Origin of the sequence: Rhodococcus sp. MSC1_016 (assembly GCF_023667485.2) — a bacterium.
GTDB lineage: Bacteria > Actinomycetota > Actinomycetes > Mycobacteriales > Mycobacteriaceae > Rhodococcus_F > Rhodococcus_F oxybenzonivorans.
Genome location: NZ_JAMOZI020000001.1, coordinates 67748 through 91086 on the forward strand (window position 1 = coordinate 67748; position 23339 = coordinate 91086).

Sequence of the window (23339 nt, forward strand, 5' to 3'; positions counted from 1 at the left end):
CGAATCACTCCTGGGCGACGAGTGGCCCACCGAATGCGGACCAGTCCTGGGGGTCGTGCGCGATCCAGATGCGGGCACCTTCGTCGTCGCGCAGTCGTTTGAGGGCGCGGATGCTTTCGCGCCCGGCCACCGGATCCCAGTCGTGAGGGTCGGGTGCCTCTCGGTCGAGACCTTCTCGCAGGTGGACGGTGTCGCCGGTCAGAACGATGGACTGCGAGGGCAGGTTCACCACGCAGGACAGCTCTCCCGGGGTGTGGCCGGGAGTGTGCAGGATCTGGATGGACCCGTCGCCGAGCAGATCGTGCTGTGCCGTCCGGATCGTCGTCCAGTCGAACTCACGGGTCGGTGCCAGGTCGTCAGGCCGCATGAGATGGGCTTGCATGGCGCTCGGGTCGGCCGCCCAGTCGAACTCTCCAGGGCCGACGAAAAACTTCGCCTGCGGAAACAGGTACAGGCCGCCGGCGTGGTCGGAGTGGGTGTGCGAGAGGACGACGTGGGTGACGTCCTCGGTGCGGAAACCCAGCTTTCCGAGTTGACGGTCGATGCGTTGTTCCGGGTGCGTGACGATATTGAGGGTCTCGGCCAGGTCACCGAAATAGGCGCGCGGGTCGTCGTTAAGCACCGGCGAGAAACTGGTGTCGAAGAGGATGAGTCCACGCTGATGTTCGATCAGGAACGCCGGAAGTGGAAAGGTGATCATGCCTTCGGCGCCGACGACCAGATCTCCGGCATCGAGATCCATTGTCGGTGCGTCGAGCGCCCACATGCGCAGTGCGGTGGATACGGTCATGACAGTCCTTCGGCAGGAGGGGTGTGACGAGTGATGCTGGTGGACAACCAGTCCCGGACGATCGACAGTGTGCGATCGTGGCCGCGCTCGAAGATGAGGCCGTGCCCGTGTCCCGGCAACCCGAGATCGGCGAGTACGAGGTGGTCGACGCGGACGCCAGCGGCCTGCAAAAACGTCACCGTGGCGAGATCGTCGTCGTGACGGCCCGAGGCATCGGCGGTTACCACGGCGATCGGTGTCGAGGCGAGTCCGAGAAGTCGTTGCGATCGCGCCGGATCGACCGAGTCGGTGCGGGATCGGTTGTCGAGCGGGACCGCGGTCAATCCATACGCGAGTCGGCCCCGGTCTCCGAGGTCGCGGAAGGGCGGACCGAGAGGTTCGACGGCCACCAGGGCTGCGACCAGGTCCGGCCGGCGCTGCGTGGCGATCCAGCCGGCGGGTGCGCCGGCGGAATGGGTGATCACCACGGCCGGTCCGATGCGCTCGAGTAGCGCGACGAGCATGTCACCGTCGAGCCGGTGCCCATTGGCCAGGTTTCGTGGAGGGGGCTGCACTGCGGATGCGAGAGCGTCGAACTGGGTGGACCCCGATTCCCGCGTCCACGGCCACTCGGTGTGCGCCCGGTGCCGGCTGTCGTTCGGTCCTGGAGCGAACAGTCGCTGGACGTCGGCGGGTGCTGCCGCCGGCATCAGGTCGCCGTGGACGTCAGGACGGTAGGGGGAGCGGCCATGGGCAGGGCGATCCGGTAGATACACCGGGTGACCGGCCTCGACGAGCAACGGCGCCCATCCGGGTTCACCATTCGGTGTGGTGGTCCAGTCGAGCGACTGTCCACCTCCGCCGTGCACGAGCACGACCGGCAGCTCACCGGTTTCGGTGCCGGGCGCTTCCCAGCGGACGTACGAGGCACACCGTGTGGTGCCGGTGCCGGTATGCACCCAGAACTCCCCACGCCGCAACCACGCGGCAGGTGCGCTGCGATGCGGGGCCGAGTGCGCCGATTGTGTGGTGGCGGTCATCGGCTCAACCGGCCGGAACGAGGCGGATCGGAATCGATTCGTGCCCGAACGCCTGGAAGTTGATCGCGCGGCGGGGCTCACCGGTGAGTTCGATCCGCTCGACACGGTCAACCAACGCGCTGAGCAGGCTCTTCGCTTCCAACCGTGCGACGGCCTGCCCGGCGCAGGTGTGGATGCCGAAGCCGAAGGACAGATGGCTTCCGGCGTCGTGGCGGTCGATCCGGAACTGGTCCGGGTCGGTCCATTTGCGGGGATCCCGTCCGGCGCCGAGCCACATCAGCAGCAGCTTGGTTCCGGCGGGGATGGTGATTCCGCCGAGTTCGGTGTCCCGGAGCGCGACCCGGCCACCGAATCGGGACGGCGGGTACAGGCGCAGCGCCTCCTCGAACGCGGACTCGACCAGATCAGGCCGGGCACGCAGCAACTGCCACTGCTCCGGATTGTCGGCGAACGCCCGCAACATGCCGGAGATCCCGAAGATCGTGGTGTCGAAGCCGGCACCGAAAACGGCTTTGAGAAGCTGTTCGGCCTCGGTCTCGCTGATCACACCCTCGTCCGCGGCAGCGTAGAGCTGCCAGCCTATTCCGCCGTCGCTCTGCAGTTCCCGCTTCATATTTTCCTCGACCCATGCGAGTGCCGGGGCCCCGCTGCGCATCTTGGCGTGGTGATGCTCGTTCTGTGGGCCGAACGCGTTGAACACCGCATCACCGAACTTCAACAGTAGTTCCCTGCCCTCCGTGGGCAATCCGAGAACATCGGGAAAGACCTGCAGCACGTACCGGGCGGCAACGTCACGGTATCCGTCGAGGTCCACCACACCACCGCTGAGAAGGTCGTCCACCAGATGTGAGGCCGATTCGGTGAAGTACGCCTGCATCTTCGCCATGTTCTCCTTGGAGAAGATTCGCATCATCACCGACTTGGTCTGCGTGTGATCGGGAGGGTCCTGCATAAGTGGTGCATTGGGCCGGAACGGGTTCGGCTGGTAGAACGGACGATCCGTCGAGGAAAACGTGCGCCAGTCACGCAGCGCCTTCTGAATTTCGGCGTGGCGGGTCACCGCGTAGAAATCGTACTTGTCGATGTGCACGACAGGCGCGACCTCACGCAGGAGACCGTCATGCGCATGGACATCCTGCAAGACTTCGGCATCGAACGGGTCGTAATCCGAACTTGGAGCATGGGTTACGGCAGTAGTCATGGTTCCTCGGTTCTCAGATATGGTGGGGACGGGCCGGGCCGGCCTCAGGTACCGGCCTTGCGGGGTGCCGGCAGCTCGCCGGTCTCCATCCACTGCAGACGCCGGCGTACACCCGCAAGTGCCATCTCGCGATGCGGCAGCACGAAGAACTGGTTGTCCCGGATCGCTTGCACAGTCATGTCGGCGACCTCGGCCGGCTCGAGTCCCACCTGCTGGGCCTTGGTCCGCAGTTCCTCCATGAGCGCGACTCGATGTGGTTCGCGGGCGGGTTCGAGGCCGTCGGGCATGTTCCGCTCCGCATCGGGCATCCGGGTCTTCACCGGGCCGGGTGCGAGCAGCGAGATCCCCACAGTGCTGCCCGCGGTATGCAGTTCGACGGCCAAGGATTCCGTCAGGCTCAGGATGGCCGATTTGGACACACAGTACGGGGTCATCGTTGCTGTGCCGCTGGTGAATGCGGCGACCGAGGCGGTGTTGACGATATGTGCCTGTGGATGTTGGGCCAGGAGCGGAAGGAACACCCGGCAGCCGTGGAGTACACCGTAGAAGTTGACGTCCATCACCCATTGCCACGCACCGTCGGGGATCTCCAGAAAGGATCCACCGGTCTCGACACCGGCGTTGTTGCAGACCAGATGCACCGCACCGAACCGCTCGATCGTGCGCGCGGCCAACTCCTGCACGGCATCGAGCTTGCGAACATCAGTGCGCACTCCGATGGCTTCCGCACCGTCGGCCCGTACCAGGGCTGTGGCGTGTTCGAGGGCGTCTGAATCCACATCGGCGAGCACGAGATGCATTCCCTCGGCGCCCAGGCGACGCGCCAAGGCAAGCCCGATCCCGCTCGCTGCGCCCGTCACGACCGCCACCCGCTCATTCAAAACCTTCATGCGTGCACCTCCGCAACCAAAGACGGCGTCTCCAAGGACTTGGGGAACATCAACCGCGCGAACAAGGCGTCGGGGTCGGAGGACAGTTGCCGCAGCCCGGCCATCGCGTCGTCGAGCGCCGCACCTTTCCCGGAGTGGTAGACGAGCTTCTTGTTCGCCGACGCTGCGGGACTGACCTTGTCGACGAACACTTCCCGGCGAAGGCGGGCGTACTCGTCGAGCACCTCGTCGGACACTCGACCGTCGATCACCGCGGCCAAAGCCTCGTAGAGGACGTACGTGTCGAACAACCCGGATGTCAGCCCCAGGCCACCGGTGGGGTTCGTGGCGTGGGCGGCATCGCCCGCGAGGAGCACCCTGCCGGCACGGAACGTGGCAGCGGCGCGTTGATGCATCCGATAAGGGGAGAAGGCGACCAGCTCGATGTCGTCGATGCCCGGAAAGACGGCTCCGAAGTACTCGGGCATGCGGTCGAGCACCGTCTCGATCGGTAATGCCTCGTCTTCGCAGTAGGTGAACCGCCAGAGGTTGGTGTTGTCGATCTTGGAGATGATCGCTCCGTACCGATCGTCGATCAGCATGGTCGTCAGGGGCCAGCCGTGAGCTTCGAGATCGATGCGAATGTTGGTGGCCACGAACCGCTCGGGCCACGTGTGCCCGTCGAATGCGATACCGACCGACTCACGGACCGTGCTGCGTGCCCCGTCGGCGCCGATCAGCCACTGTGCGGTCAAGACAAGGGGGTCGCCGTCCGAGATGGTCCTCACCCGCACAACGTTGTCATCTTGATCAACTGAGTGAACCTCGGTGTTCCACAACACCTTCGCGTGCGGAAACGCCGAAAGCTCCTCGAGTGCAAATTCGACGAGAGCGTTCTGCCCGAGATGCAGGTTGTAGGGGTGCGCAACCCTGCCCTCGAGTGCGTCGAGTCCGAAGGACACCTGCTCGCCGGTGGCATGGACACGGTAGGTGTACCCCTGTTTGAGGAACCCCCGAGCGGCGGCCGCGTCGAACAGCCCGAGTCGCTCGAGTCCGTCGAGCACGGACCAGTGATAAACCATGGCGCGCGGTGATTGCACTACCTCGCTGCCCCGCTCGAGCACGGTGACGGAGATTCCCGCCCGCGCGAGTCCCAGGGCATTGAGAATCCCGACCGGGCCGGCGCCTGCGATGAGCACCGTCTGTTCAGTCATGTCTTCTTCCGTTTCTTCTGCAGTGGGCAGCCTGGTGTTCCGCTCGTATCCGGCGACGATGCGACGCATCGTGGTGAGCCCGCGGAGGAAATATGTATGACAATCTGCCGTGTTGAAGCTACCGTACCGAGTGACGCGAGTCACCGCAATACTTGACATGAGTCTAGTTCTGGGGGGAGACTGAAATGGTGACACCGAAAGGTGCACCACGTGGGCCGATGTTGGGCAGCCGCGTCGGGACTACGGCCTTGACTCGACCGGGTGAGCCGATTCTCCGGTTTACTGCATGCCTGATCACGGGGCGATCAGCAAAGTCTGCAGCGCTATCGCAACTATCGTCATACAATCTGAACGAGAGTGAGTAATCCATGACCACCAGTCGGACGCACAAGGAGACCTACGAAGATGGCATTGCCATGCGCAAGGCGGTCCTCGGAGCCGCGCATGTCGAGCGCTCTCTGAGCAACGTCACCGAGTTCTCCCGTCCCATCCAGGAACTCGTCACCGAGTACTGCTGGGGCACCGTGTGGACCCGCGACGGACTGCCTCCCCGGACCCGCAGCCTGCTCAACCTGGCGATGCTGACCGCCGTCAACCGTTCTCACGAACTCGCGGTGCACGTGCGTGGGGCAGTGACCAACGGCTGCACCGACGAAGAGATTCAGGAGGTTCTCCTCCAGGCCGCGGTGTACGTCGGTGTTCCTGCCGCGCTCGAATCCTTCCGCATCGCCGAGGCGACCCTGAAGGAGCTGCGCGCCGATGTCTGACACTGCTGTCGGTGTTGATCTGCCGACTCACGACCTGTCGTCGACCGCCACGGTCGCATTCGTGGGGCTCGGAAACATGGGCGCCCCCATGGCGGGCCGCCTACTCGAGGCAGGCCACCGAGTGATCGGCTTCGATCTGTCCGAGAAAGCGGTACAACGCTTTACGGAACACGGCGGCGTGGCGGCGGACTCGGCAGCCGCAGCCGCGTCGGACGCCGACGTGACAATCCTGATGCTGCCGAGCTCTGCAGTAGTGGAGTCGGTCCTCGACGACGGACTCGCCGCGGTGCTACGGCCCGGTGCGGTCGTGGTCGACATGAGCTCGTCCGAGCCGATGCGCACCCGGGCACTCGCCCGGCGCATCGCCGACGAACGGGGCGTGGACCTGATCGACGCCCCGGTTTCCGGCGGAGTGAAAGGTGCCGTCAACGGCACGCTGACTATCATGGTCGGCGGCGCGCCGTCCGTTGTCTCCGCTGCGCTACCGATCCTGGAACTTCTGGGCCGACCCGTCCGCGTCGGCGATATCGGCGCCGGACATGCGCTGAAGGCGCTCAACAACCTGCTCTCGGCTACTCATCTGATGGTGACCAGTGAGGCGATCCTCGCGGGGGAGCGATTCGGTCTCGACCCGGAAGTCATGCTCACCGTCATCAACGGCTCGAGCGGACGGAGCGGATCGACCGAGAACAAGTGGCCGAACTTCATTGTGCCGAAGACATACGATTCCGGCTTCGCGCTGAACCTGATGCTCAAGGATATGCGCATTGCCACCGATTTGGCGCGGCAGCTCGGCCGGCCCAGCCTCCTCGGCGAGCACGCGGTCTCGCTGTGGAGCCAAGCGTCGGAGACACTCGATTCCGCCGCGGACCACACCGAGATCGCCCGGTGGGTCGAAGAGTCGGCAATCCCGGAAATTGTATGACCAACGTACAAAAAGTACACTGATCCGATGGCGACGAAGACGGCCAGTGTCTGGGCAACGAGTCCGGTGGGGAAGGCGGCCGCCCCTCTTCGGGAGCAGGTCATCGCGGCGCTGCGCGAAGCAATCCTCGACTTCCGGCTCCGCCCGGGGCAACGGTTGATCGAGCGAGAACTCATCGAGCAACTCGGCGTCTCACGCACCACCGTCCGAGAAGCATTGCGGGAATTGACATCCGAGGGCCTGGTTACGGTGGTGCCGCAGCGCGGGGCCATGGTGAGCGCGCCCACGGTCACCGAAGCCGCCGATCTCTACGAGGTTCGTGCCGCACTCGAATCGATCATCGTGACCCGGTTCGTCGAACGAGCCACCCCGTCCCAAGTCATGCGGCTCGACGCGGCGGTGGAACACTTCGCCGAGGTGACCGCCGCCGGCGGGGAGATCCGTAGCATCCTCGCGGCCAAGGACGAGTTCTACACCGTCCTCGTCGAAGGTGCTGCCAGCAGCTCTCTCAAGCAGCTCATCGAGGGCATTCAGGCACGAGTCCGGATCCTGCGGGCGACGTCATTGTCCACATCCGGCCGCTCCGAGCAGGCGGTCGCCGAGTTGCGCGGCGTCGTCCGGGCGATCAAGGAACGCGACGCCTCCCGCGCCGCCGCACTGTGCGCGGCCCACGTGCGTACCGCCGCCACCACAGCGCTCGCCGCCCTCGAATCCGACCAGTGAACATACCGTCGGCCCATTCGGCCCGCGACGAGTCCGCGAGGAAACCTCATGAACGAGATACCGATATTCGACCACCGCACCCTCGGCCAGCGCGTGATGTTCGGTTCAGGTCAGGCGGCGAACCATTTACGTTCGGCGACCTATGATTTGAGCGCATCCACGCCCATGGTCGTGGCCGCTCGAGGCGATCGGTCGCTCGTCGACGCAGTCCTCGGCGGCCTCGATGTCGCGGTGCGATTCGACGACGTGCGCCCCCACGTGCCCGTCGAGCAAGCCGAACAGGCTCGCAGCATTGCCCGAGAGCGCGGTGCCGATCTGCTCATCAGCATCGGCGGCGGGTCGACGACCGGACTGGCCAAAGCCGTCGCCTTGACCACCGGGTTGCCGATCATTGCCGTCCCGACCACCTACGCAGGCTCGGAAGCGACGAATGTCTGGGGAATCACCGAGGCAGCCCGCAAGACGACCGGCCAGGACGACCGCGTCCTTCCCCACACCGTCGTCTACGACGCGGAACTCACCCGATCTCTCCCACGTGAGCTCAGTGTCGCCAGCGCCTGCAACGCCCTCGCGCACTGCGTCGACTCACTCTGGGCGCCGCGCGCGAATCCGATCAACTCCGCGCTCGCCACCGAGGCGATCCGCGCCCTCGCCGATGCCCTTCCCGAGGTTGCCGACCGACCCGAATCGCTCGCCGGACGCGAGCACGCACTCTACGGCGCCTATCTCGCTGCGGTCGCCTTCGCCAGCGCGGGATCGGGTCTGCACCACAAGATCTGCCACGTGCTCGGCGGTCGGTTCGACCTGCCCCACGCCCAAACACACACCATCGTCCTGCCCCACGTCCTGGCCTTCAACGCACCCTATGCGCAGGCCGCGGCAACACGAACGGCAGCCGCACTCGGCGCGACCGACGCGGTGGACGGCCTGCGTGCCCTGCTGAAATCTGTTGAGGCGCCCACCGCGCTACGCGACGTCGGGCTGTCCGAGGGTGACCTCGACGAGGCCACCGATCTGATCCTGCCCGTAGTGCCCGCCTCGAACCCGCGCCCCGTGTCCCGCGCGGAACTGGGCGAGCTCCTCCGAAACGCCTGGATGGGAACGAGCTCGAGCTGATCAACCTCACCGGATAGCCATCCCGCCCCGGTCAGTGCGAGGGTGGCGGCGTCGTGTCCGCCGGCCAGATCAGTCCGTCACGCGTATCCCAAGCGCCCCAAGCGAACTGATTCACAGCAGGGTATTGCCGATTTGTATGGCAAAGATTACATTCGACGGTAGCCGAACCGATCGGGGTGTCACTCCGATTCGATGTTGCGGGAACCAATTCTCTTCCCCGTGGGATACCCGCGGAATCCTCTAATTCAGCGGGATCGATCTGCCGAGAGGTACACCATGACGACTACGAATACGGGCGCGCGCAACGATGCGAATTCAGCCGCGTCCTATCGACCGAGCACCGCATCCGACCTGTACAGCGAGTACGACCGACTGCGTGCGTCCTCTCCGGTCGTACACAGTGACGACTTCGATGGGTTCTGGAGTGTGCTGACCTTCGCCGACGCCTCGAAGGCCAGCCGGGACTGGAAGAACTTCGCGAGTGGGCGCCCCTTCGTCGAGTACCCGTCGCCGAATCGGCCGATACCCATCGCAACGAATCCGCCGGAACACACCTTCTACCGAACCTTCCTCAACAGGTACTTCCGACCCGACCGGGTCGCGCGGCTGTCACCGGAAATCGACCACATCGTGGCCGAACAACTCACTCCGCTCATCGAAGCAGGAGAAGGGGATATCTACCGGTCCGTCGCGCGTACCGTTCCGCCGCAGGTGCTTTCGGTGTTGCTCGGACTGAGCGACGAGGGATGGGTCGAACTCGCTGCCACCCTCGACCGCGCCGACTCTCTACGCCACGACATCAGTGCCTTCGGCGCCCTGCAGGCGACGTTGTGGGACGACGCAGTGAACACCCTGATCGCCGATCGCACCGAGCATCCGCGGGACCCCGAGCAGGATGTGATGAGTGGGATCCTCGAACTGCGACCCGACGGCGAACCGATCTCACGTGAACAGGTGCTCTCGCTCGGGACCCAGATCTTCGCCGCGGGCGCAGATACCACGAGCTCGGCGATGGGATCATTGGCGCACTACCTGGCCACGAACCCCGACGACCAGGCCCGCCTGCGGGCCGACCCGGATCTGTTACCCGCTGCCATCGAGGAAGTGCTGCGCCTGGGGCCGCCGCTGCATCAGACCGTTCGTCGAACCACCGCCGATGTCACGATTGCCGGCACCACAGTCCCGGCAAACGAGCTCGTCGCGATCAATGTCGCCTCAGCCAACCGCGACGCGGAACGGTTCGCCGATCCGCACCGGGTTCGGTTGGATCGCGACCGCAACCAGCACCTGACGTTCGGATTCGGTCCGCACATGTGCGTGGGCGCGCCCATCGCGCGGCAGGAACTTCTCGCGTTCGGAACGCAGCTTCTCGCGGGCACCCGTTCCATTACGCTCGCCGCACCCGCCGAGACATCGGGCAGAGCGCTGCGTACCGGCTGGTCAAGCATCCCTCTGCGACTCGAAAAGTAAACACTGACAGCACATATGGGCATTACCCGTCGGGGTGATGCCGATCCATACCGAAGGAGATCGAATGACAGAGTCGGTAGTGTCCCCTCCGGCCGATGACTAACGCGGGCCGGTTTGGACCGGATGCTCGACGACGCCGCCCAAGGCCACTTCACGGTGGTGCGGGTGGTGTGGCGGGATCGGTTGGCCCGGTTCGGAGTCGCCTGGATCGAAAAGGTATTTGTCGGTGGTCGGGGTTACGGTCGAGGTCCTGCGGGAGCATGGCGACAAGTCGCTGGTGGAGGAGTTGATGGATGACTTCATGGCGTTGCTCGCGTCGTTTTCGGGCCGGTGCTACCGGCTGCGGTCGAAACAGAATCAACGCCGACTTCTCGGGCGATGCGGCAGCGAGGTTGGAGGAGGGATAGCCGATGACTGTTGCCGGATTCACTGTGCCGCGTCAGTTTTCGTACACTACCCGCCTGTACAGGGCGGTCGACGATGCTACCGACGCCCCGATCGGGCTCGATACCATCGATCGTCGTGTGCGGTGGCTGCTCGAGTTGATCGGCGCCGCGCAATCGGAGTTGGTGTCGAGGCTGTGGCAACCGGCCACCTTCGATGCCCTCGCCGCCGGACGTGACAGTTCGGGCCGGAAGCTCCCGATGCAGGGGCATGTCGCTGCGGCGCGTCTGGGGTGGAACCCGTCCTACCCGACCGGGGTGTACGTGCCGTCGCGGGTGACCCGGGTGGTCACCTCCCAGGCGATCGGCACTCTGCGGACCTTGGCGTATCGGGATACCGCCATCGGTTCGCTGTCGGCCAGGTTCGACCCCGTCACCGGCCGAATCGCGCCGCCGACTGCTGCGGGTGAGTGTGTGCCGGCCGGCTTCGCGCGCGGCGTGGCACGACAACTCGCAGCGCGCTCGCGCACCACCGCAAGCGCGGGTGCTCCCACTACTTGCTTGCGGATCACCGACGTGCAGGGACCGCCGCAGACGCCGGTGATGGCCAGGCTTTCCTCTGCCGATCGCCAACTCTCGCAGATCACCGTCGCAGACGCCGTCATGGTGCTGACGGTCAAACTGCCCACCGCCGCCGCCCCGACAGATCGGGCGCACTGGCGGCGGGTCCGGTTGACCGCCGCGATCCCACCACACCTGCACACCAGAGCAATCACGGACTGGCATCTGCCGACCCTCGTCCTCGACCACCGAGGCCTGCTGCTGCGCTGCGCTGCCACCGAATCTATTCCAGCGCCCGATCTGACGTCGGGATCAACCGCGGTGGGAGTGGATTGGTCACTGGCCACCCTCGGAGCAGCCGCCATCGTCACCGAACGCCCCGACGGATTGGTCTCGGACTACCGGGGCTTCACCTACGACGACCGGGGCCTGGGAATCAAACTGGCCCGCCTCCAAGCGGAAGGCCAACACCTGCACCGCAAAGCCGCACGACTGACGCGGCTCGCCGCGACCGCACCACCCGAGGTGCGCGCCAACCTGGAAAACAAGATCGCGGTCCTCGACGCCCACCGCACCGCGGTCGGTGTCAAACGGGGCAAGATCAACCGGGAACTCGCCTTCCACTTCGGCCGGGAAGTGACCGACTACGCCGCCGCGGCCGGTGCGAAGGTGATCGGGGTCGAAGACCTCACCACCCTCGAAACCCGGGGTCACGGCCGGGTGAACAACAACCGGGCCGCGCAGTCCGCCCGCCGCAAGGCCGTCGACGCTCTCGCACACACCGCCGCAGGGGTCGGCGTGACGGTGGTGTCCGTCCCGGCCCGCGGCACGTCGGCGCTGTGCCCGGGCTGCAACGACACACTCTCCCGCCCGGGCGGCTACCACCGGGCATGGTGCGCACGGTGCAAGGTCGGCGGCAATCGCGACCACGTAGCAGCGGTGAACCTCGCTAAACGTGCACTGCTCGGGCGCAGCAGAGTCGTTCACAAGCGCGGGAAGAACCCGGAAATCCGGAACACCGAGCATGCGCCGGTCCGGCAGTGCCGCGACAAGACCAGTCCCACCCCGAGCCGGCCACGGCATCGCCGGGTCCGCCGCAGTGTTCCCACCGCGACACCACAGGCGGGGGTGAATCAGAAAAAGAATGTTCCTGCACCTCAAGCGTCGGTGTGGGACACGGTCAAACCCGCCACATCGCACGGTGTTACGGGTAGCCGTGACGTACCTACATCTCCGGCATCGGCCACGTCAGTGGCAGATAGTATGAGATTTAAGTAGACGCTACCGGCACGCCGTACGCGATTGCCGCGGCGATCGTGGTCGCGTTGGCAGTGTCCATGGCGTGTTTGCTCGCACTGGTCAGACTCTCGACAACTGTTGCAGCAGAATCCAAGTCACCAATCGAAACACCACCTGCCCCTATCACGGCGGCGTAGGTTCGTACCTGGGGCACGTCACGATGCGGCCAGCTAGACGATCGTCTCGCCCGACCAGTGACCACCACGAGGAGATCCGTGGTGGTCATTGGGCTCAGCCCCGGGTCGACCGCACGATCCGGTCACCACTGAGCGTCCCCAGCCAAATCTCGTCCCCGACCGGCAGGGCAGTGGTCGCCAGACTCACCTGTTTCATGGAGTGGATGGAGGAGCCACGAACGGGGGTCAGACCGCGATCATCCCGTGTGGATCGATGACGAACTTCTGGGCCACTCCGCTGTCGAAGGCGCTGTATCCGCGCGGTGCATCATCGAGCGTGATGACGGTCGCGTTGACGGCTTTCGCGATCTGCACCCGGTCCGCGAGGATCGCGTTCATCAGCTCGCGGTGGTAGCTCATGACCGGGCACTGTCCGGTGGCGAACGACAACGATTTCGCCCATCCGGTGCCCAGACTCAATGACAGTGAGCCAGCTTTCGCGGCGTCGTCGGCGGCGCCGGGATCGCCTGTGACATACAGCCCGGGGATGCCGATGCCGCCTCCGGCGGTGGTCAGCTCCATCAGTGAGTTGAGTACTGCCGCGGGCTGTTCGTGCCCGGCGTCGCCGCCGTGACCACGTGCTTCGAAGCCGACGGCATCGATTGCCGCATCGACCTCGGGGTCGCCGAGCAGCTGCTCGAGCTGGTCCTGCGGGGCGCCGTGGGAGACGTCGATGGTCTCGCAACCGAACGAGCGAGCCTGAGCAAGGCGCTCGGCGTTCAGGTCGGCGACGATCACGACAGCAGCGCCGAGGAGCTGGGCACCGACAGCCGCGGCGAGTCCGACTGGGCCGGCGCCCGCGACGTAGACAGTCGATCCTGCGCGCACGCCCGCTGTGAGAGCGCCGTGATAGCCGGTGGGGAAGATGTCCGAGAGCATGGTCAGGTCGCGGATCTTTTCCAGCGCCTGGTCTCTGTCGGGGAACTTGAGCAGATTGAAGTCGGCGTACGGTGCCATGACGTATTCGGCCTGACCGCCTACCCAGCCGCCCATGTCGACATACCCGAATGCTGATCCGGGCCTGTCGGGGTTGACGTTGAGGCAGATGCCTGTCTTGCGTTCCTTGCAGTTGCGGCACCGCCCGCAGGCGATGTTGAACGGCACCGAACACAAGTCGCCGACCTTGATGAATTCGACGTCCCGGCCCACTTCTACGACTTCACCGGTGATTTCGTGCCCGAGGACCAATCCTTCGGGGGCGGTGGTGCGGCCCCGAACCATGTGCTGGTCGCTTCCGCAGATGTTGGTGGAGACCACCTTCAGAATGACTCCGTGTTCGCACTTGCGTCCGACATTGGCCGGGTTGACCCCCGGTCCGTCCCGCAGTTCGAGTTTCGGGAATTCGATCTCACGCACTTCGACCTTGCCGGGGCCGACATAAGTCACCGCGCGGTTTGCACTCGCTGTCATCATTGTCCTTCTGTGTGGGGTTTCGACCTCGAATGGCGACCGGACGCTCACAGGTCGAGCACCAGTCGGCCCGAGCAGGAGCGGGAGACGCAGATGAACATCGTCTCCTGGGCGTCCTTCTCCTCCTGAGTGAGCAGCGAATCACGATGATCGGCAGTGCCTTCGAGTATGGGCGTCTCGCAGCTGCCGCAGGTACCTTCCCGGCAGGACGAGATCACGACTGCGCCGGCTTCTTCGGCGACATCGAGGATGGACCGATCGGCGGGGACCGTGACCGTGACACCCGTTTGCGTCAGCTCGACCTCGAATTCGGTGTCGATTGCACCGGGGTCGGCTTCTTTCGCCCGGAAACGTTCCATATTCACCGATCCGGACGGCCACGACGTGCAGAATCGTTCGATCGCGTCGAGTAGCGGTGCAGGTCCGCAGGTGTATACCCGCCGTTCGGGTCGGTGCTCGCCGAGGATCTTGGGCAGATCGAGATGTCCCACCTGATCTTGGGGACAAACCTCGACACACCCGGGGTAGCGGCTTTCCAGTAACTCGACATAAGCCATCGATGCTCGTGCGCGGCCGCCGTACACGAGACGGAAGGGAATGCCACGGGCTTCCACAGCGGCGATCATCGGAATCAGTGGAGTGATTCCGATTCCCCCGGCGATGAACAGATACTCCGGTGCGTCGACCAACGCGAAATTGTTACGCGGTCCCTGGGTGACGATGGTGTCGCCGACGGCAAGTTTTTCGTGCACCGCAAGGGAACCCCCGCGGCTGTCGGGTTCGCGTAGCACCGCCACCCGGTAGGAGGCGCGATCGCTCGGGTCACCGCACAGGGAGTACTGGCGAATGAGATCGGGTCCGAGGACGAGATCCAGATGTGCGCCGGGGGCCCAGTTAGGCAGTGGCCACCCGGCCGGGTGGGTGAGCGTCAACTCCACGACGGAGTCCGCAACCGGGGTTCGTGCCGTGATCGTCAGCTCCATCCGGGATTCCGTGGAGGTGAGCAACGGTGTGGCCGCATCTGTGAGGGGCGTCGTATGCATGGGATGGTCCTTGTCGACTTGCTAGCTGGTCGTGCTGTCGGCCGGATCCCAGTTCGCGACGAGGCTGCGCCGGATCGGAAGCATGACCAATGGGAGGAAGTCCTGTTCGAAATCAGGAGCGATGCGCAGGCTGGGCAGTCGTTCGAACAGGACACGGACGCCTGCGGTGCCCTGGGTACGACCGAGGGGCTGGCCTAGGCAGGTGTGTCGGCCCTTGGTGAAGGCGTAGTGGTCGGTGGGTTCGTCGCGGTGGATGTTCCACTTCTTCGGTTCCGGGTAATGGTCGGGGTCGTTGTTGGCGCTGGCCAGTGCTACCCACACCATGTCACCGGCGGGGACCGTGACCCCGGACAATACGACGTCACGGGTGGCCTGCCGTGATGCGAACGGCGCGGACGGGCGGCGACGGAGGGTCTCCTCGAACACCCTGGGCCACAGGCTCGGATCGGCTTGGACCTCGGCGAGTTGATCTTCGTTGCGCGAGAGGAAGATGACGGCGTTCGCCATGCCCTGGGCGGTGGTGTCGGTCCCGGCGGCCGAGAACTCACACAGATGAAGCGCCACACGCTCATCGGACAGCGTGGGTTCGCCGTCGCGGTTGCGTGCCGAGGCCATCACCGAAATGAGATCCGACGCGGTGCTGTCACGGCGTTCACGCACCACTTTGCGGAGTTCGAGTTGCGCAGTGGTGTACCGCGTCCACACCTCGGTGCGGCGCGGCTCCTCCATCGGCTCTCGTCCGCTGGCGAGGACGGCGAAGTGGTCGTCGCGCAGTTGCCGCATCATCGGCTCGAACGAGTCCGGGAGGTCCATCAGCGCCATCAGCGTCTGGGTGGTGAGCTCGAGGCAATAGTCCTCCATCAGCTCGGCAGTACCACGGTCGGCGAGCCGATCGATAATGCGATGGGCGCGGGCTTCGATCTCCGGTTCGAGGGCGTCGATGACCGGCTTGAGAAAGCCTCGCTGGGCGACCCGACGCATCTCGGTGTGGATCGGCGGGTCCATGCTGATGGAGATGTGCGCCATCAGCTCGGAGGTCACCGTGGAGGTGAACTGCTCGGGCACGGGAACGTTTCCGCCGTTACCTCTGCAGGAAAAGGCTTTCCAGTCCATCAGGACCGTCTCGACGTCTTCGCGGCGAGTGACGACCCAGGTGCCGAGCTGCTCGTGCCAGAACACGGGCCGCTCGGTGCGGATCTGGTCGTACATCGAGGCCGGGTCGAGTAGTGCGCTGTCGCTCAGCGGATTGAACTCTGGTGGTGCAGCGGGTCGCTGCCCGAAGGTGCTGGTCATGTCGAGGTCCGTTCAGAGGGCTGTGGCCGCGGCCATGGTGGACAGCCGCTGGAAGCGGGCGAGGTTGTCGCCTTCCTCCATCACCCCGGCGGTGAGGCAGACGAACGTGAGGTCTTTGTCGGGGTCGACCCAGAACAGGGTGGATCCGGCGCCGTAGTTGCCGTGGGTGCGCGGGCTGGTCGATGCGCCGAAGAACGTCGGGTACACCCCTTCGCCGCGCAGTGCGAAGCCGAGACCGAAGTTCCCCGGGGGAACGTCCCAGCCGCGGGCGTGGCACAGCATCGCGTACAGATCGTTCGGCGCCGTGCCGGTCTGCAGGGTCGTGGCCAGATCGAGGATGCTCGGCGAAAGGATACGCACACCGTCGAGTTCGCCTCCACGGCGGATCATTTCCGCGAAACGCAAGATGTCGCTGGTGGTGGATACCGCGCCGACCCACGGCATTTCTGCCCCCTCCACGACGATTTCCTGCATGACCTCGATGTCCGACGACTTGAGCCATCCGCCGGGTGGGAAGTGTGCCTTGATGGGCACCATCCGATCGGCCCATGCCTTGGGGGCTCCGAGTGCGGTGTTGTTCATCTTCAGCGGGGCGAAGAGTTCCTTGGCGAGAAGTTCCCCGAAACTGCGGTATCCGGTGACGCGGCGGACGATCTCTCCGAGTAGCGCGTGGTTGAGGGTGGGTGAGTAGTTGAAGGTCCCGCCCGGCTCACCGACGACGTCGAGCTGGCTGATCGCGTCGATCACCGCGTCGAGGTTGCCGAGCTCGGAGTACGGCAGAGGGGTGGGGGTGGCGACGAGACCGGCGCGGTGCGTCAACAGATGACCGACGTTGACGCGATCCTTCTTCGCGGCGCGGAACGGGTCGCGGCCGACGAACTCGGGGATGACGTCGACGACCCGAGTGGTCAGATCCAGCTGACCGCGGTCGATGGCCTGTAGAACCAGAATGTTGGTGAACGCCTTGGTCATCGAGAAGATCCAGAAGACGTCGTCGACAGTTGCGGTGCGTCCGGTGGTGCGGTCGGCGTAGCCGATGGCCTCGTGCAGTCCGATCTCGCCGTGGCGGGCGATGGCGATGACAGCGCCGTCGTAGCGTCCGGCGTCGATGTCCTGGGTGATCGAGGTGCGGATGCGGCTCAGGGCGTTCTGGTCGAAAGTGATCGTGGGTGTGCTCATGGTTGCGCTCTCTTGTCGGTGCGTCCGGGCGGAATTACATGTAGAGGCCGCCGGACGGCGACAGCGTCTGTCCGGTGTAGTACTTGCTGTCGTCGGAGGCGAGGAACAGCATGGTGGCGGCGAGGTCTTCGGGCTTGGCCAGGCTCGATATCGGCTGCACACCGGCGATGGAATCGACGATCTCGTCGGGCTGTGCGCGCAGCAACGGTGTGTCCACCGCGCCCGGTGCGACGGCGTTGACGCGGATGTCGTGGGGCGCGAGCTCTCCGGCTGCGGCCCGGGTCATGCCGAGGACACCGGCCTTCGAGGCCGGGTAGTACAACGGCATCGGTGTTCCCACCAGCGCGGACACGCTCGAGATGTTGACGATCGACCCACCACCGGATCGCTTCATCAGCGGGGCAGCTTCACGGATGGTGTAGAAGGGGCCCTTGAGATTGACGGCGAGGACGCGATCGAAGTGCTCGTCGGTGACTCCGGACAGGAAGTCCGGGTGCAGGATTTCGCCGCGTTTGCGTGCTTCGAATACTCGGACGTTGACGTCGACCAGGCGCTCATTCTCCTCGCGGGTCGGTGCGTTGATGCCGGCGGCGTTGATCAGCACATGGAGTGCGCCGTAGCGGTTTTCGACGTGCGCGAAGGCTTCCTTGACGGCGGTGCTGTCGGCGACGTCGAGGGCGATGCCTTCACCGTGGTCGATTCCGGACAGTACTTCTTTGACGTTGCCTTCGGAGATGTCGGCGCCGATGACGGTCGCACCGTGCTCGGCGAACAACCGGGCGGTGGCGGCGCCGATTCCTGATCCAGCGCCGGTGACGAATGCGACTTTTCCAGCAAGTTTCATGGAGAGACTCCTCGAGAAAGGGGACGAGCACGATGACGGCTCGTGAGTGGTGCAAGACACACGATACCAAAAACTGGATCCATGTCTAGTTTTTTTCTGGATTCTCGTCTAGTTCTGTTCGGTGTGCTGGTCGCGGCCCGATAGGCTGACCACATGAGCACGACGGAAACCGCATCTTCGACCAACTCGTCCGCACCGCGCGTGGGCAAGAAAAAGAGGGCCACTCGCGCCCGCATCGTCGAGTGTGCGATTCCCCTGTTCTCCGAATACGGCTACGACAAGATCACCATGGAGTCGATCGCGAAGGCCGCCGGCATCAGCCGCGCCAACCTCTATCTGCACTTCAAGGCCAAAGCCGAGCTGGTCGACGCCATGCTCGAACAACTCAGTCCGGAGGTCGTCGACAGCTACCGAACGCTGGATTCGCTCGATCCGACCGATATCGACGGCCTGCGGCGGTGGGTCGAGAACAGCTCGCAGCTGTGGGTGGACGGGCGTCAGCAACTCGAAACCCTCGAGCACGCCTTGTCGGTGGAACCGATCGTTTCGCAGCGGTGGTACCAAACACTGTCGGAAGCGGCGGACGCGATGACGACCTTCCTCGGCCGCTACCCGGACGGCCCGGAACGGGAACGGGCACGACTGACGCTGGTCACGACGATGCTCGGCTTCGAGCGCACCCTGTACTTCGTGCTCGTCCGCTCCGCTCCGGCCGACCTCTCCGACGTGATCGACGTGTTGACGGCGCAGTGGCATGCCGCTCTCGCCGGCGGGACCACCCCGGCGGCGGCAAGCGGGTCTATTGGATGACGACCGTGTCGAGTTCGGCACCCGCCGGGTAGTGATGATCGAAGATCGCCGAACCGGCGTCCGCGAGGGTCGCGGTGTACTGCCGTTCGGCAAGTCCTGAATCTTGAGGGTGCAGCTCGGCCAGTGTGATTCGCCGGGTTCGATCCGGCGGGCCGGTGGGATCTACGACCGTCAGGATCTGCCCAGACTCGGTTATCTCTACCCACGGCTCTGCAATCAGGAGGTCGAGCATCCCACCGTGTCCACCGATGCGCACCACTCCGCCGAACCGCATCACCTGCGGCACGTCCGGTGAGGGAACCGGGGGGAAGGTGAAGTAGCTCGTCTCGCCCAGATAGGCGCCGTCGGACATCGAATGTCGACCGTCGGGCAGCGTGGCGATGTAGCGGATGAAGCTGCGCTTGATTCCCCAGGTCAGTCCGACCTGGGGAATCACGCACGGTACGACGCCGGCGGTCATGGGACCTCGAGGGTCAAGGTCGCGCTGCCGCCGCCTTCGGCGCACACTACGCGGGACACGCAGGCGCACAGCTTCTTCGAGTTGGCCTTCTGTTCTTCGCTGAAGAACACGTCCCGGTGGTCGACGGTGCCCTCGACGTCGACGATATCGACTTGGCACAGACCGCACTCGCCCTTGCGGCAGTCGAACATCATGTCCGCGCCGGCTCGCTCGAGAGCGTCGAGCAGTGAGTCACCCGACCGGACGGTGGTCTCGATGCCGAGCCGCGGGATGTTCACGACGAACTCCTCGGCCCGGAACCACCCGCTGTTTCCGAAGGTTTCGTATCGAAGATTCGGCAGCGGCAAATCTCGCTCGACCCAGGTGCGGCGGACGGCATCCATCAACCGAATCGGCCCGCACATGTACAACTCCGTCACCTCGTCGACGGCGGCGACGAGTGCCCTGACATCCAGTCCGGTGCCCTCGTCGTCGATGTGAACCTCCAGGCGGTCGCCGTGCAAGGCGAGCAGTTCCGGCAGGAACGCCATCGCGGTCTGGCTGCGCGCGACGTAGACGAAACGGTAGTCGGCCCCGACCCGCCGCAGCACCGCCGCCATGGCCGCCATCGCGGTGATGCCGATTCCTCCGGCGAGCAGGACATACCGCGGTGCGCCGACACGCAGCGGGAAGTTCTGCAGTGGTGCGGTGAGCTCGATCCGGTCACCGGCCTGCAGGGTGTGCATATACCGGGACCCACCGCGGGAGGTGGGGGACAGGTGGACCCCGAGCGTCACGCTACGGCCGTCGGCGGCGCCGGAGACGATCGAATACGAGCGGACGTCGCCGCTGTCGATGCGGACGTCCACATGCGATCCGGGGGCTGCGCGATGGGAGTGTTCGGTGGCGATCACGATCTTGGCGATGCCGTCGGCGGCGGGCTCGACGGTCGTGACCTGGCCGTGCTGCCAGAGAATCTTGTTGTCGGTCATGTCAGTTCACCGTTTCGGCGGCGAGAGCATCGATATTCGCGGTGTGCAGGCGCTCGCTCTCGATCATGCGCTGAATGATGCGGCGGACCCACATCCCGCCCGCGTCGATGTTGAGGTTGTAGAACTCGTGGTCCGGGTTGGCGTCGATGGCGGCCTGCTGAGCGGTGAGCATGGCCTCGTCCTCGCCGAAGACGCCGTGCACTCCGTCGCGCAGCTGGGTGGTGATCAGTTGGCTCTCGAGGCGGTAGTTGCGCTGGAAGGCCCAGAAGTACAGCGCCGTCTTCTCGTCGACCGGGGTGATCGTGTTCATGACGAAGCCGTTGACACCCTGGCTGCGATCACCCTCGGGGGCACCGGTGCCGGCCTTGGCCACACCGACATCGATGCGAATGGTGCCGGGGGCCTGGAACTCGATGATCTGCCAGCGGTCGACCTTGCCCTCGAACCCGGGGAACTTGTCACGCATGTTCTTCAGCCAGAACGGTGGCGCGTCGATGTTGTGCATCCAACGGGTGACCGTGACCGTCCGCTCGTCGTGGGTGACTACGAAGTCGGACTCGCTGAGTTCTTCCTGTCCGATGGACGAGGAGTGGACGAACTCTTCATGGGTGAGGTCCATGAGATTGTCGAGCACCAACTGGTAGTTGGCCTGGACGTCGATGGTGCGGCCGTCGCCCGCCCACTCCGGCGAGTCCATCTGGAACATGTCGGGAATCGTGGTGGGGTCGGCGAGCGTCGGATCCCCCGGCCACACCCACAGGAACCGGTGACGCTGTTCGACGGGGTAGGACGCCACCATCGCCGACGGGTTGATCGTCTCCTGCGCCGGCATCTTGGTGCATCGCCCGGCGGAGTTGAACCGCAGGCCGTGGTAGGGGCACTGCACCTCGTCCGCACCGATGCGGGTGCCCAGCGACAACGGGGCGAGCCGATGCCAGCAGGCGTCGGCAAGGGCTACCGGGCGGCCATCCGTGGTGCGGTAAAGCGTCATCGGCTTGTCGGCAATCCTGCGGGCAAGCAGCTTCGCGGAGGTCACTTCGTAGTCCCATGCCGCGACGTACCACGCGTTGAGGGGGAAGGCCATGTTCTTGGCGGTCGCGCCGCCCGGGCCGAGATCGGTCATGCGATGTCCTTGGGGGTCGTCACCTACTGAAATCCGCAATAACTACATGCATAGCTATTGGGTGATGTGACGCACACACTATCTATCGATATAGTGATTGGCAAGACAGCCCGGCCGATGAGGAGACATGAGCCTTCGCTACGCATTGCTGGCCCTGCTCACGGCGGGCCCGCTCACCGGATATGACGCCGCCAAGCGGTTCGGGGGTTCCGTCGGGCACGTCTGGCACGCACCCGACTCGCAGATTTATCCCGAACTGCGCCGCATGCAGAAAGACGGATTGATCGAGGGCGAGCAGGTCAGGTGGGGACCCCGGAGCACCAAAACGCAATACAGCATCACCGACGACGGCATCGCCGCCTTCCGAGCGTGGATGAATACTCCGCTCGACCACGCCCCTGAACGCGATGCCCACCACATGCAGGCCGCCTACTTCGAATGGGCAGACCCTGATCGTGCGCGGGAAATCCTGCACAAGCACATCGAGTACTACAGCACTCAAGTCGAGTTGCTCACCGCCGTCCGGGACGGAATCAAGGCCGGTACGGATCCAGCAATCGTCCGGCGACTCGATCACTACCCGGCGCACGAACACGCACGGATCATCGCGTACAAGGCTTACACCTACGACGGCATGATCGCCCGGAGCCGGTCCGAGATCGACTGGGGGCACAAAGGACTTGCTCTCCTTGACGAGCTTGCGGGCACCGAGTCGTCACCCCCGGACCACGACGACGACAGCGCTACCGACCACCCGGTCGCTCTGCACTCGTAATTCGGATCGGGTAGGACGACTGCGGCCGGCGGTTATTCCATTTCTGGTCAAGGGTTTCGGGGGCGGTTTGTCCAGCCACCGGTCGGGCGCGGCACCCAGCCCCCGGCACCGTGCGTGCCGCCGTCGACGTGGATAGTGCTGCCCGTGACGAACCGGGACAGGTCGGAGGCCAGAAACAGCGCGGCACCCGCGACGTCCTCGGGTTTGCCGGGGCCGCCGAGCGGTGACCACAACGGCCACAGCGCGCGGTCCTGCTCGGGCACCAAGTCTCCGTAGGGAACTTGTGCCGTTTCGATCAGGTCCGGGGCAACCGCGTTGACCCGGATTCCCGCCGGACCCACCTCGGCCGCGAGCGAGCGGGTGAATTGCATCAGCGCCGCCTTGTATGCGGAGTAGACGGTGTGCCCCGGAATTGCTCGGTGCGCCTCGACGGTGGTGAGGTTTACCACCGCTCCGCGGCCGCGCTCGGTCATCCCCGGAAGTAGTGCGTGGGTCAGCCGCAGCGCATGGGCGAAGTTCACTTCATGTAGGCCGGCCCACTGCTCGGCGGTGTCGGCGGTGAACTCTTGGGGCGCACGTACGAAGTGTCCGACGTTGTTGACCAGGATGTCCGGTCGGTGCTCGACGAGCGTCGGGTCCACCTGCGAAGAGCAGACGTCGGCCACGATCGCGTCCAGCCGCCCACCGGCGGCACCGTCGAAGTCGACGTCTCCGATGGGGTTCACGTCAGCGATGAGGACATGCGCGCCGTGGGCCGCGAAGCTGCGCGCGATTGCGGCTCCGATGCCGGCCACACCGCCGGTGACGACGGCACGCCGGCCGCGCAACAGTGCGCCTGGTGTGAAAGTGAGGGTCATGCTTGTCATCTCATGACATGTCGGTGCCGCGATACCCCTTTGCTCCCGGTCACCGGGAGGT

Annotated in this window: 22 protein-coding genes; 8 read left to right on the forward strand and 14 right to left on the reverse strand. The window is 65.0% G+C overall.

Annotation, left to right across the window (positions count from 1 at the left end):
• Window positions 1-4: 4 nt before the first annotated feature.
• Genes L1080_RS00300 through L1080_RS00320 form a run of 5 tightly spaced genes read right to left on the reverse strand, consistent with a single transcriptional unit; the run spans window position 5 to window position 5093 of the window.
• Window positions 5-790 (reverse strand): N-acyl homoserine lactonase family protein, encoded by a 786-nt coding sequence (locus L1080_RS00300; RefSeq protein WP_250772429.1) that lies wholly within the window; start codon window positions 788-790, stop codon window positions 5-7.
• Window positions 787-1809, reverse strand: a complete 1023-nt coding sequence (locus tag L1080_RS00305) for an alpha/beta fold hydrolase (RefSeq protein WP_250772427.1) — start codon at window positions 1807-1809, stop codon at window positions 787-789. Before L1080_RS00305 ends, L1080_RS00300 begins: the two co-directional genes overlap by 4 nt.
• A 4-nt stretch (window positions 1810-1813) precedes the next feature.
• Complete coding sequence (locus tag L1080_RS00310; RefSeq protein WP_250772414.1) at window positions 1814-3010, reverse strand: cytochrome P450; 1197 nt, start codon at window positions 3008-3010, stop codon at window positions 1814-1816.
• A gap of 44 nt (window positions 3011-3054) precedes the next feature.
• Window positions 3055-3900, reverse strand: coding sequence for an SDR family NAD(P)-dependent oxidoreductase (locus L1080_RS00315; protein WP_250772412.1), 846 nt, complete (start codon window positions 3898-3900; stop codon window positions 3055-3057).
• The gene (locus L1080_RS00320; RefSeq protein ID WP_250772410.1) at window positions 3897-5093 is read right to left on the reverse strand and encodes an FAD-dependent oxidoreductase; all 1197 of its coding nucleotides are present in this window, start codon (window positions 5091-5093) and stop codon (window positions 3897-3899) included. Before L1080_RS00320 ends, L1080_RS00315 begins: the two co-directional genes overlap by 4 nt.
• 368 nt (window positions 5094-5461) lie before the next feature.
• Here L1080_RS00320 and L1080_RS00325 point away from each other — a divergent pair, with 368 nt between their 5' ends.
• The 6 genes from L1080_RS00325 (at window position 5462) to L1080_RS00350 (ending at window position 12316) form a co-directional block, all read left to right on the forward strand.
• On the forward strand, window positions 5462-5860 hold the full coding sequence (locus tag L1080_RS00325) for a carboxymuconolactone decarboxylase family protein (protein WP_250772408.1): 399 nt from the start codon (window positions 5462-5464) through the stop codon (window positions 5858-5860).
• A complete protein-coding gene (locus L1080_RS00330; RefSeq protein WP_250772406.1) occupies window positions 5853-6785 on the forward strand; it encodes an NAD(P)-dependent oxidoreductase in 933 nt (310 codons plus the stop codon). Before L1080_RS00325 ends, L1080_RS00330 begins: the two co-directional genes overlap by 8 nt.
• 27 nt (window positions 6786-6812) lie before the next feature.
• On the forward strand, window positions 6813-7508 hold the full coding sequence (locus L1080_RS00335; protein WP_250772404.1) for a GntR family transcriptional regulator: 696 nt from the start codon (window positions 6813-6815) through the stop codon (window positions 7506-7508).
• Between the two features lie 48 nt (window positions 7509-7556).
• A complete protein-coding gene (locus L1080_RS00340; RefSeq protein ID WP_250772396.1) occupies window positions 7557-8624 on the forward strand; it encodes a maleylacetate reductase in 1068 nt (355 codons plus the stop codon).
• A gap of 276 nt (window positions 8625-8900) precedes the next feature.
• Complete coding sequence (locus L1080_RS00345; RefSeq protein WP_250772394.1) at window positions 8901-10094, forward strand: cytochrome P450; 1194 nt, start codon at window positions 8901-8903, stop codon at window positions 10092-10094.
• 410 nt (window positions 10095-10504) lie between these two features.
• The gene (locus tag L1080_RS00350; protein ID WP_250772392.1) at window positions 10505-12316 is read left to right on the forward strand and encodes a zinc ribbon domain-containing protein; all 1812 of its coding nucleotides are present in this window, start codon (window positions 10505-10507) and stop codon (window positions 12314-12316) included.
• Window positions 12317-12699: 383 nt separating this feature from the next.
• Here the strand turns inward: L1080_RS00350 and fdhA are convergent, their stop codons facing one another.
• Genes fdhA through L1080_RS00375 form a run of 5 tightly spaced genes read right to left on the reverse strand, consistent with a single transcriptional unit; the run spans window position 12700 to window position 18282 of the window.
• Window positions 12700-13926: a formaldehyde dehydrogenase, glutathione-independent gene (gene fdhA, locus L1080_RS00355; RefSeq protein WP_250772390.1), complete on the reverse strand. Its 1227-nt coding sequence runs from the start codon at window positions 13924-13926 to the stop codon at window positions 12700-12702.
• 44 nt (window positions 13927-13970) lie between these two features.
• Complete coding sequence (locus L1080_RS00360) at window positions 13971-14966, reverse strand: PDR/VanB family oxidoreductase (RefSeq protein WP_250772387.1); 996 nt, start codon at window positions 14964-14966, stop codon at window positions 13971-13973.
• 21 nt (window positions 14967-14987) lie between these two features.
• Window positions 14988-16259 (reverse strand): cytochrome P450, encoded by a 1272-nt coding sequence (locus tag L1080_RS00365; protein ID WP_250772384.1) that lies wholly within the window; start codon window positions 16257-16259, stop codon window positions 14988-14990.
• Window positions 16260-16271: 12 nt separating this feature from the next.
• Entirely contained in the window at window positions 16272-17438 is a 1167-nt protein-coding gene (locus L1080_RS00370; RefSeq protein WP_250772381.1) for a serine hydrolase domain-containing protein, read from the reverse strand.
• Between the two features lie 34 nt (window positions 17439-17472).
• The gene (locus L1080_RS00375) at window positions 17473-18282 is read right to left on the reverse strand and encodes an SDR family NAD(P)-dependent oxidoreductase (RefSeq protein ID WP_159924390.1); all 810 of its coding nucleotides are present in this window, start codon (window positions 18280-18282) and stop codon (window positions 17473-17475) included.
• Between the two features lie 153 nt (window positions 18283-18435).
• Between L1080_RS00375 and L1080_RS00380 the strand changes: the two genes are divergently transcribed.
• On the forward strand, window positions 18436-19092 hold the full coding sequence (locus L1080_RS00380) for a TetR/AcrR family transcriptional regulator (protein ID WP_159924392.1): 657 nt from the start codon (window positions 18436-18438) through the stop codon (window positions 19090-19092).
• Here the strand turns inward: L1080_RS00380 and L1080_RS00385 are convergent.
• The 3 genes from L1080_RS00385 to L1080_RS00395 are packed head-to-tail and all read right to left on the reverse strand — an operon-like array spanning window position 19082 to window position 21646.
• Window positions 19082-19552 (reverse strand): HtaA domain-containing protein, encoded by a 471-nt coding sequence (locus L1080_RS00385; RefSeq protein WP_250772379.1) that lies wholly within the window; start codon window positions 19550-19552, stop codon window positions 19082-19084. The two genes, L1080_RS00380 and L1080_RS00385, sit on opposite strands and share 11 nt — an antisense overlap.
• Window positions 19549-20523, reverse strand: coding sequence for a PDR/VanB family oxidoreductase (locus L1080_RS00390; protein WP_159924396.1), 975 nt, complete (start codon window positions 20521-20523; stop codon window positions 19549-19551). The genes L1080_RS00385 and L1080_RS00390 overlap by 4 nt, the downstream gene beginning before the upstream one ends.
• A gap of 1 nt (window position 20524) precedes the next feature.
• Window positions 20525-21646 carry an aromatic ring-hydroxylating dioxygenase subunit alpha gene (locus L1080_RS00395; RefSeq protein ID WP_250772377.1) on the reverse strand — a complete coding sequence of 374 codons (1122 nt, stop codon included), beginning with the start codon at window positions 21644-21646 and terminating at the stop codon, window positions 20525-20527.
• A gap of 127 nt (window positions 21647-21773) precedes the next feature.
• On the opposite strand from L1080_RS00395, the gene L1080_RS00400 reads away from it, so the two are divergent.
• On the forward strand, window positions 21774-22421 hold the full coding sequence (locus tag L1080_RS00400) for a PadR family transcriptional regulator (protein ID WP_250772375.1): 648 nt from the start codon (window positions 21774-21776) through the stop codon (window positions 22419-22421).
• Between the two features lie 47 nt (window positions 22422-22468).
• Here L1080_RS00400 and L1080_RS00405 read toward each other — a convergent pair whose 3' ends face one another.
• The gene (locus L1080_RS00405) at window positions 22469-23287 is read right to left on the reverse strand and encodes an SDR family NAD(P)-dependent oxidoreductase (RefSeq protein ID WP_250772373.1); all 819 of its coding nucleotides are present in this window, start codon (window positions 23285-23287) and stop codon (window positions 22469-22471) included.
• Window positions 23288-23339: the final 52 nt, after the last annotated feature.

Coding starts and splice junctions, on each gene's coding strand:
- L1080_RS00300 (WP_250772429.1), bottom strand. CDS start 790: ATGACCGTATCCACCGCACTGCGCATGTGGGCGCTCGACGCACCGACA.
- L1080_RS00305 (WP_250772427.1), bottom strand. CDS start 1,809: ATGACCGCCACCACACAATCGGCGCACTCGGCCCCGCATCGCAGCGCA.
- L1080_RS00310 (WP_250772414.1), bottom strand. CDS start 3,010: ATGACTACTGCCGTAACCCATGCTCCAAGTTCGGATTACGACCCGTTC.
- L1080_RS00315 (WP_250772412.1), bottom strand. CDS start 3,900: ATGAAGGTTTTGAATGAGCGGGTGGCGGTCGTGACGGGCGCAGCGAGC.
- L1080_RS00320 (WP_250772410.1), bottom strand. CDS start 5,093: ATGACTGAACAGACGGTGCTCATCGCAGGCGCCGGCCCGGTCGGGATT.
- L1080_RS00325 (WP_250772408.1), top strand. CDS start 5,462: ATGACCACCAGTCGGACGCACAAGGAGACCTACGAAGATGGCATTGCC.
- L1080_RS00330 (WP_250772406.1), top strand. CDS start 5,853: ATGTCTGACACTGCTGTCGGTGTTGATCTGCCGACTCACGACCTGTCG.
- L1080_RS00335 (WP_250772404.1), top strand. CDS start 6,813: ATGGCGACGAAGACGGCCAGTGTCTGGGCAACGAGTCCGGTGGGGAAG.
- L1080_RS00340 (WP_250772396.1), top strand. CDS start 7,557: ATGAACGAGATACCGATATTCGACCACCGCACCCTCGGCCAGCGCGTG.
- L1080_RS00345 (WP_250772394.1), top strand. CDS start 8,901: ATGACGACTACGAATACGGGCGCGCGCAACGATGCGAATTCAGCCGCG.
- L1080_RS00350 (WP_250772392.1), top strand. CDS start 10,505: ATGACTGTTGCCGGATTCACTGTGCCGCGTCAGTTTTCGTACACTACC.
- fdhA (WP_250772390.1), bottom strand. CDS start 13,926: ATGATGACAGCGAGTGCAAACCGCGCGGTGACTTATGTCGGCCCCGGC.
- L1080_RS00360 (WP_250772387.1), bottom strand. CDS start 14,966: ATGCATACGACGCCCCTCACAGATGCGGCCACACCGTTGCTCACCTCC.
- L1080_RS00365 (WP_250772384.1), bottom strand. CDS start 16,259: ATGACCAGCACCTTCGGGCAGCGACCCGCTGCACCACCAGAGTTCAAT.
- L1080_RS00370 (WP_250772381.1), bottom strand. CDS start 17,438: ATGAGCACACCCACGATCACTTTCGACCAGAACGCCCTGAGCCGCATC.
- L1080_RS00375 (WP_159924390.1), bottom strand. CDS start 18,282: ATGAAACTTGCTGGAAAAGTCGCATTCGTCACCGGCGCTGGATCAGGA.
- L1080_RS00380 (WP_159924392.1), top strand. CDS start 18,436: ATGAGCACGACGGAAACCGCATCTTCGACCAACTCGTCCGCACCGCGC.
- L1080_RS00385 (WP_250772379.1), bottom strand. CDS start 19,552: ATGACCGCCGGCGTCGTACCGTGCGTGATTCCCCAGGTCGGACTGACC.
- L1080_RS00390 (WP_159924396.1), bottom strand. CDS start 20,523: ATGACCGACAACAAGATTCTCTGGCAGCACGGCCAGGTCACGACCGTC.
- L1080_RS00395 (WP_250772377.1), bottom strand. CDS start 21,646: ATGACCGATCTCGGCCCGGGCGGCGCGACCGCCAAGAACATGGCCTTC.
- L1080_RS00400 (WP_250772375.1), top strand. CDS start 21,774: ATGAGCCTTCGCTACGCATTGCTGGCCCTGCTCACGGCGGGCCCGCTC.
- L1080_RS00405 (WP_250772373.1), bottom strand. CDS start 23,287: ATGACAAGCATGACCCTCACTTTCACACCAGGCGCACTGTTGCGCGGC.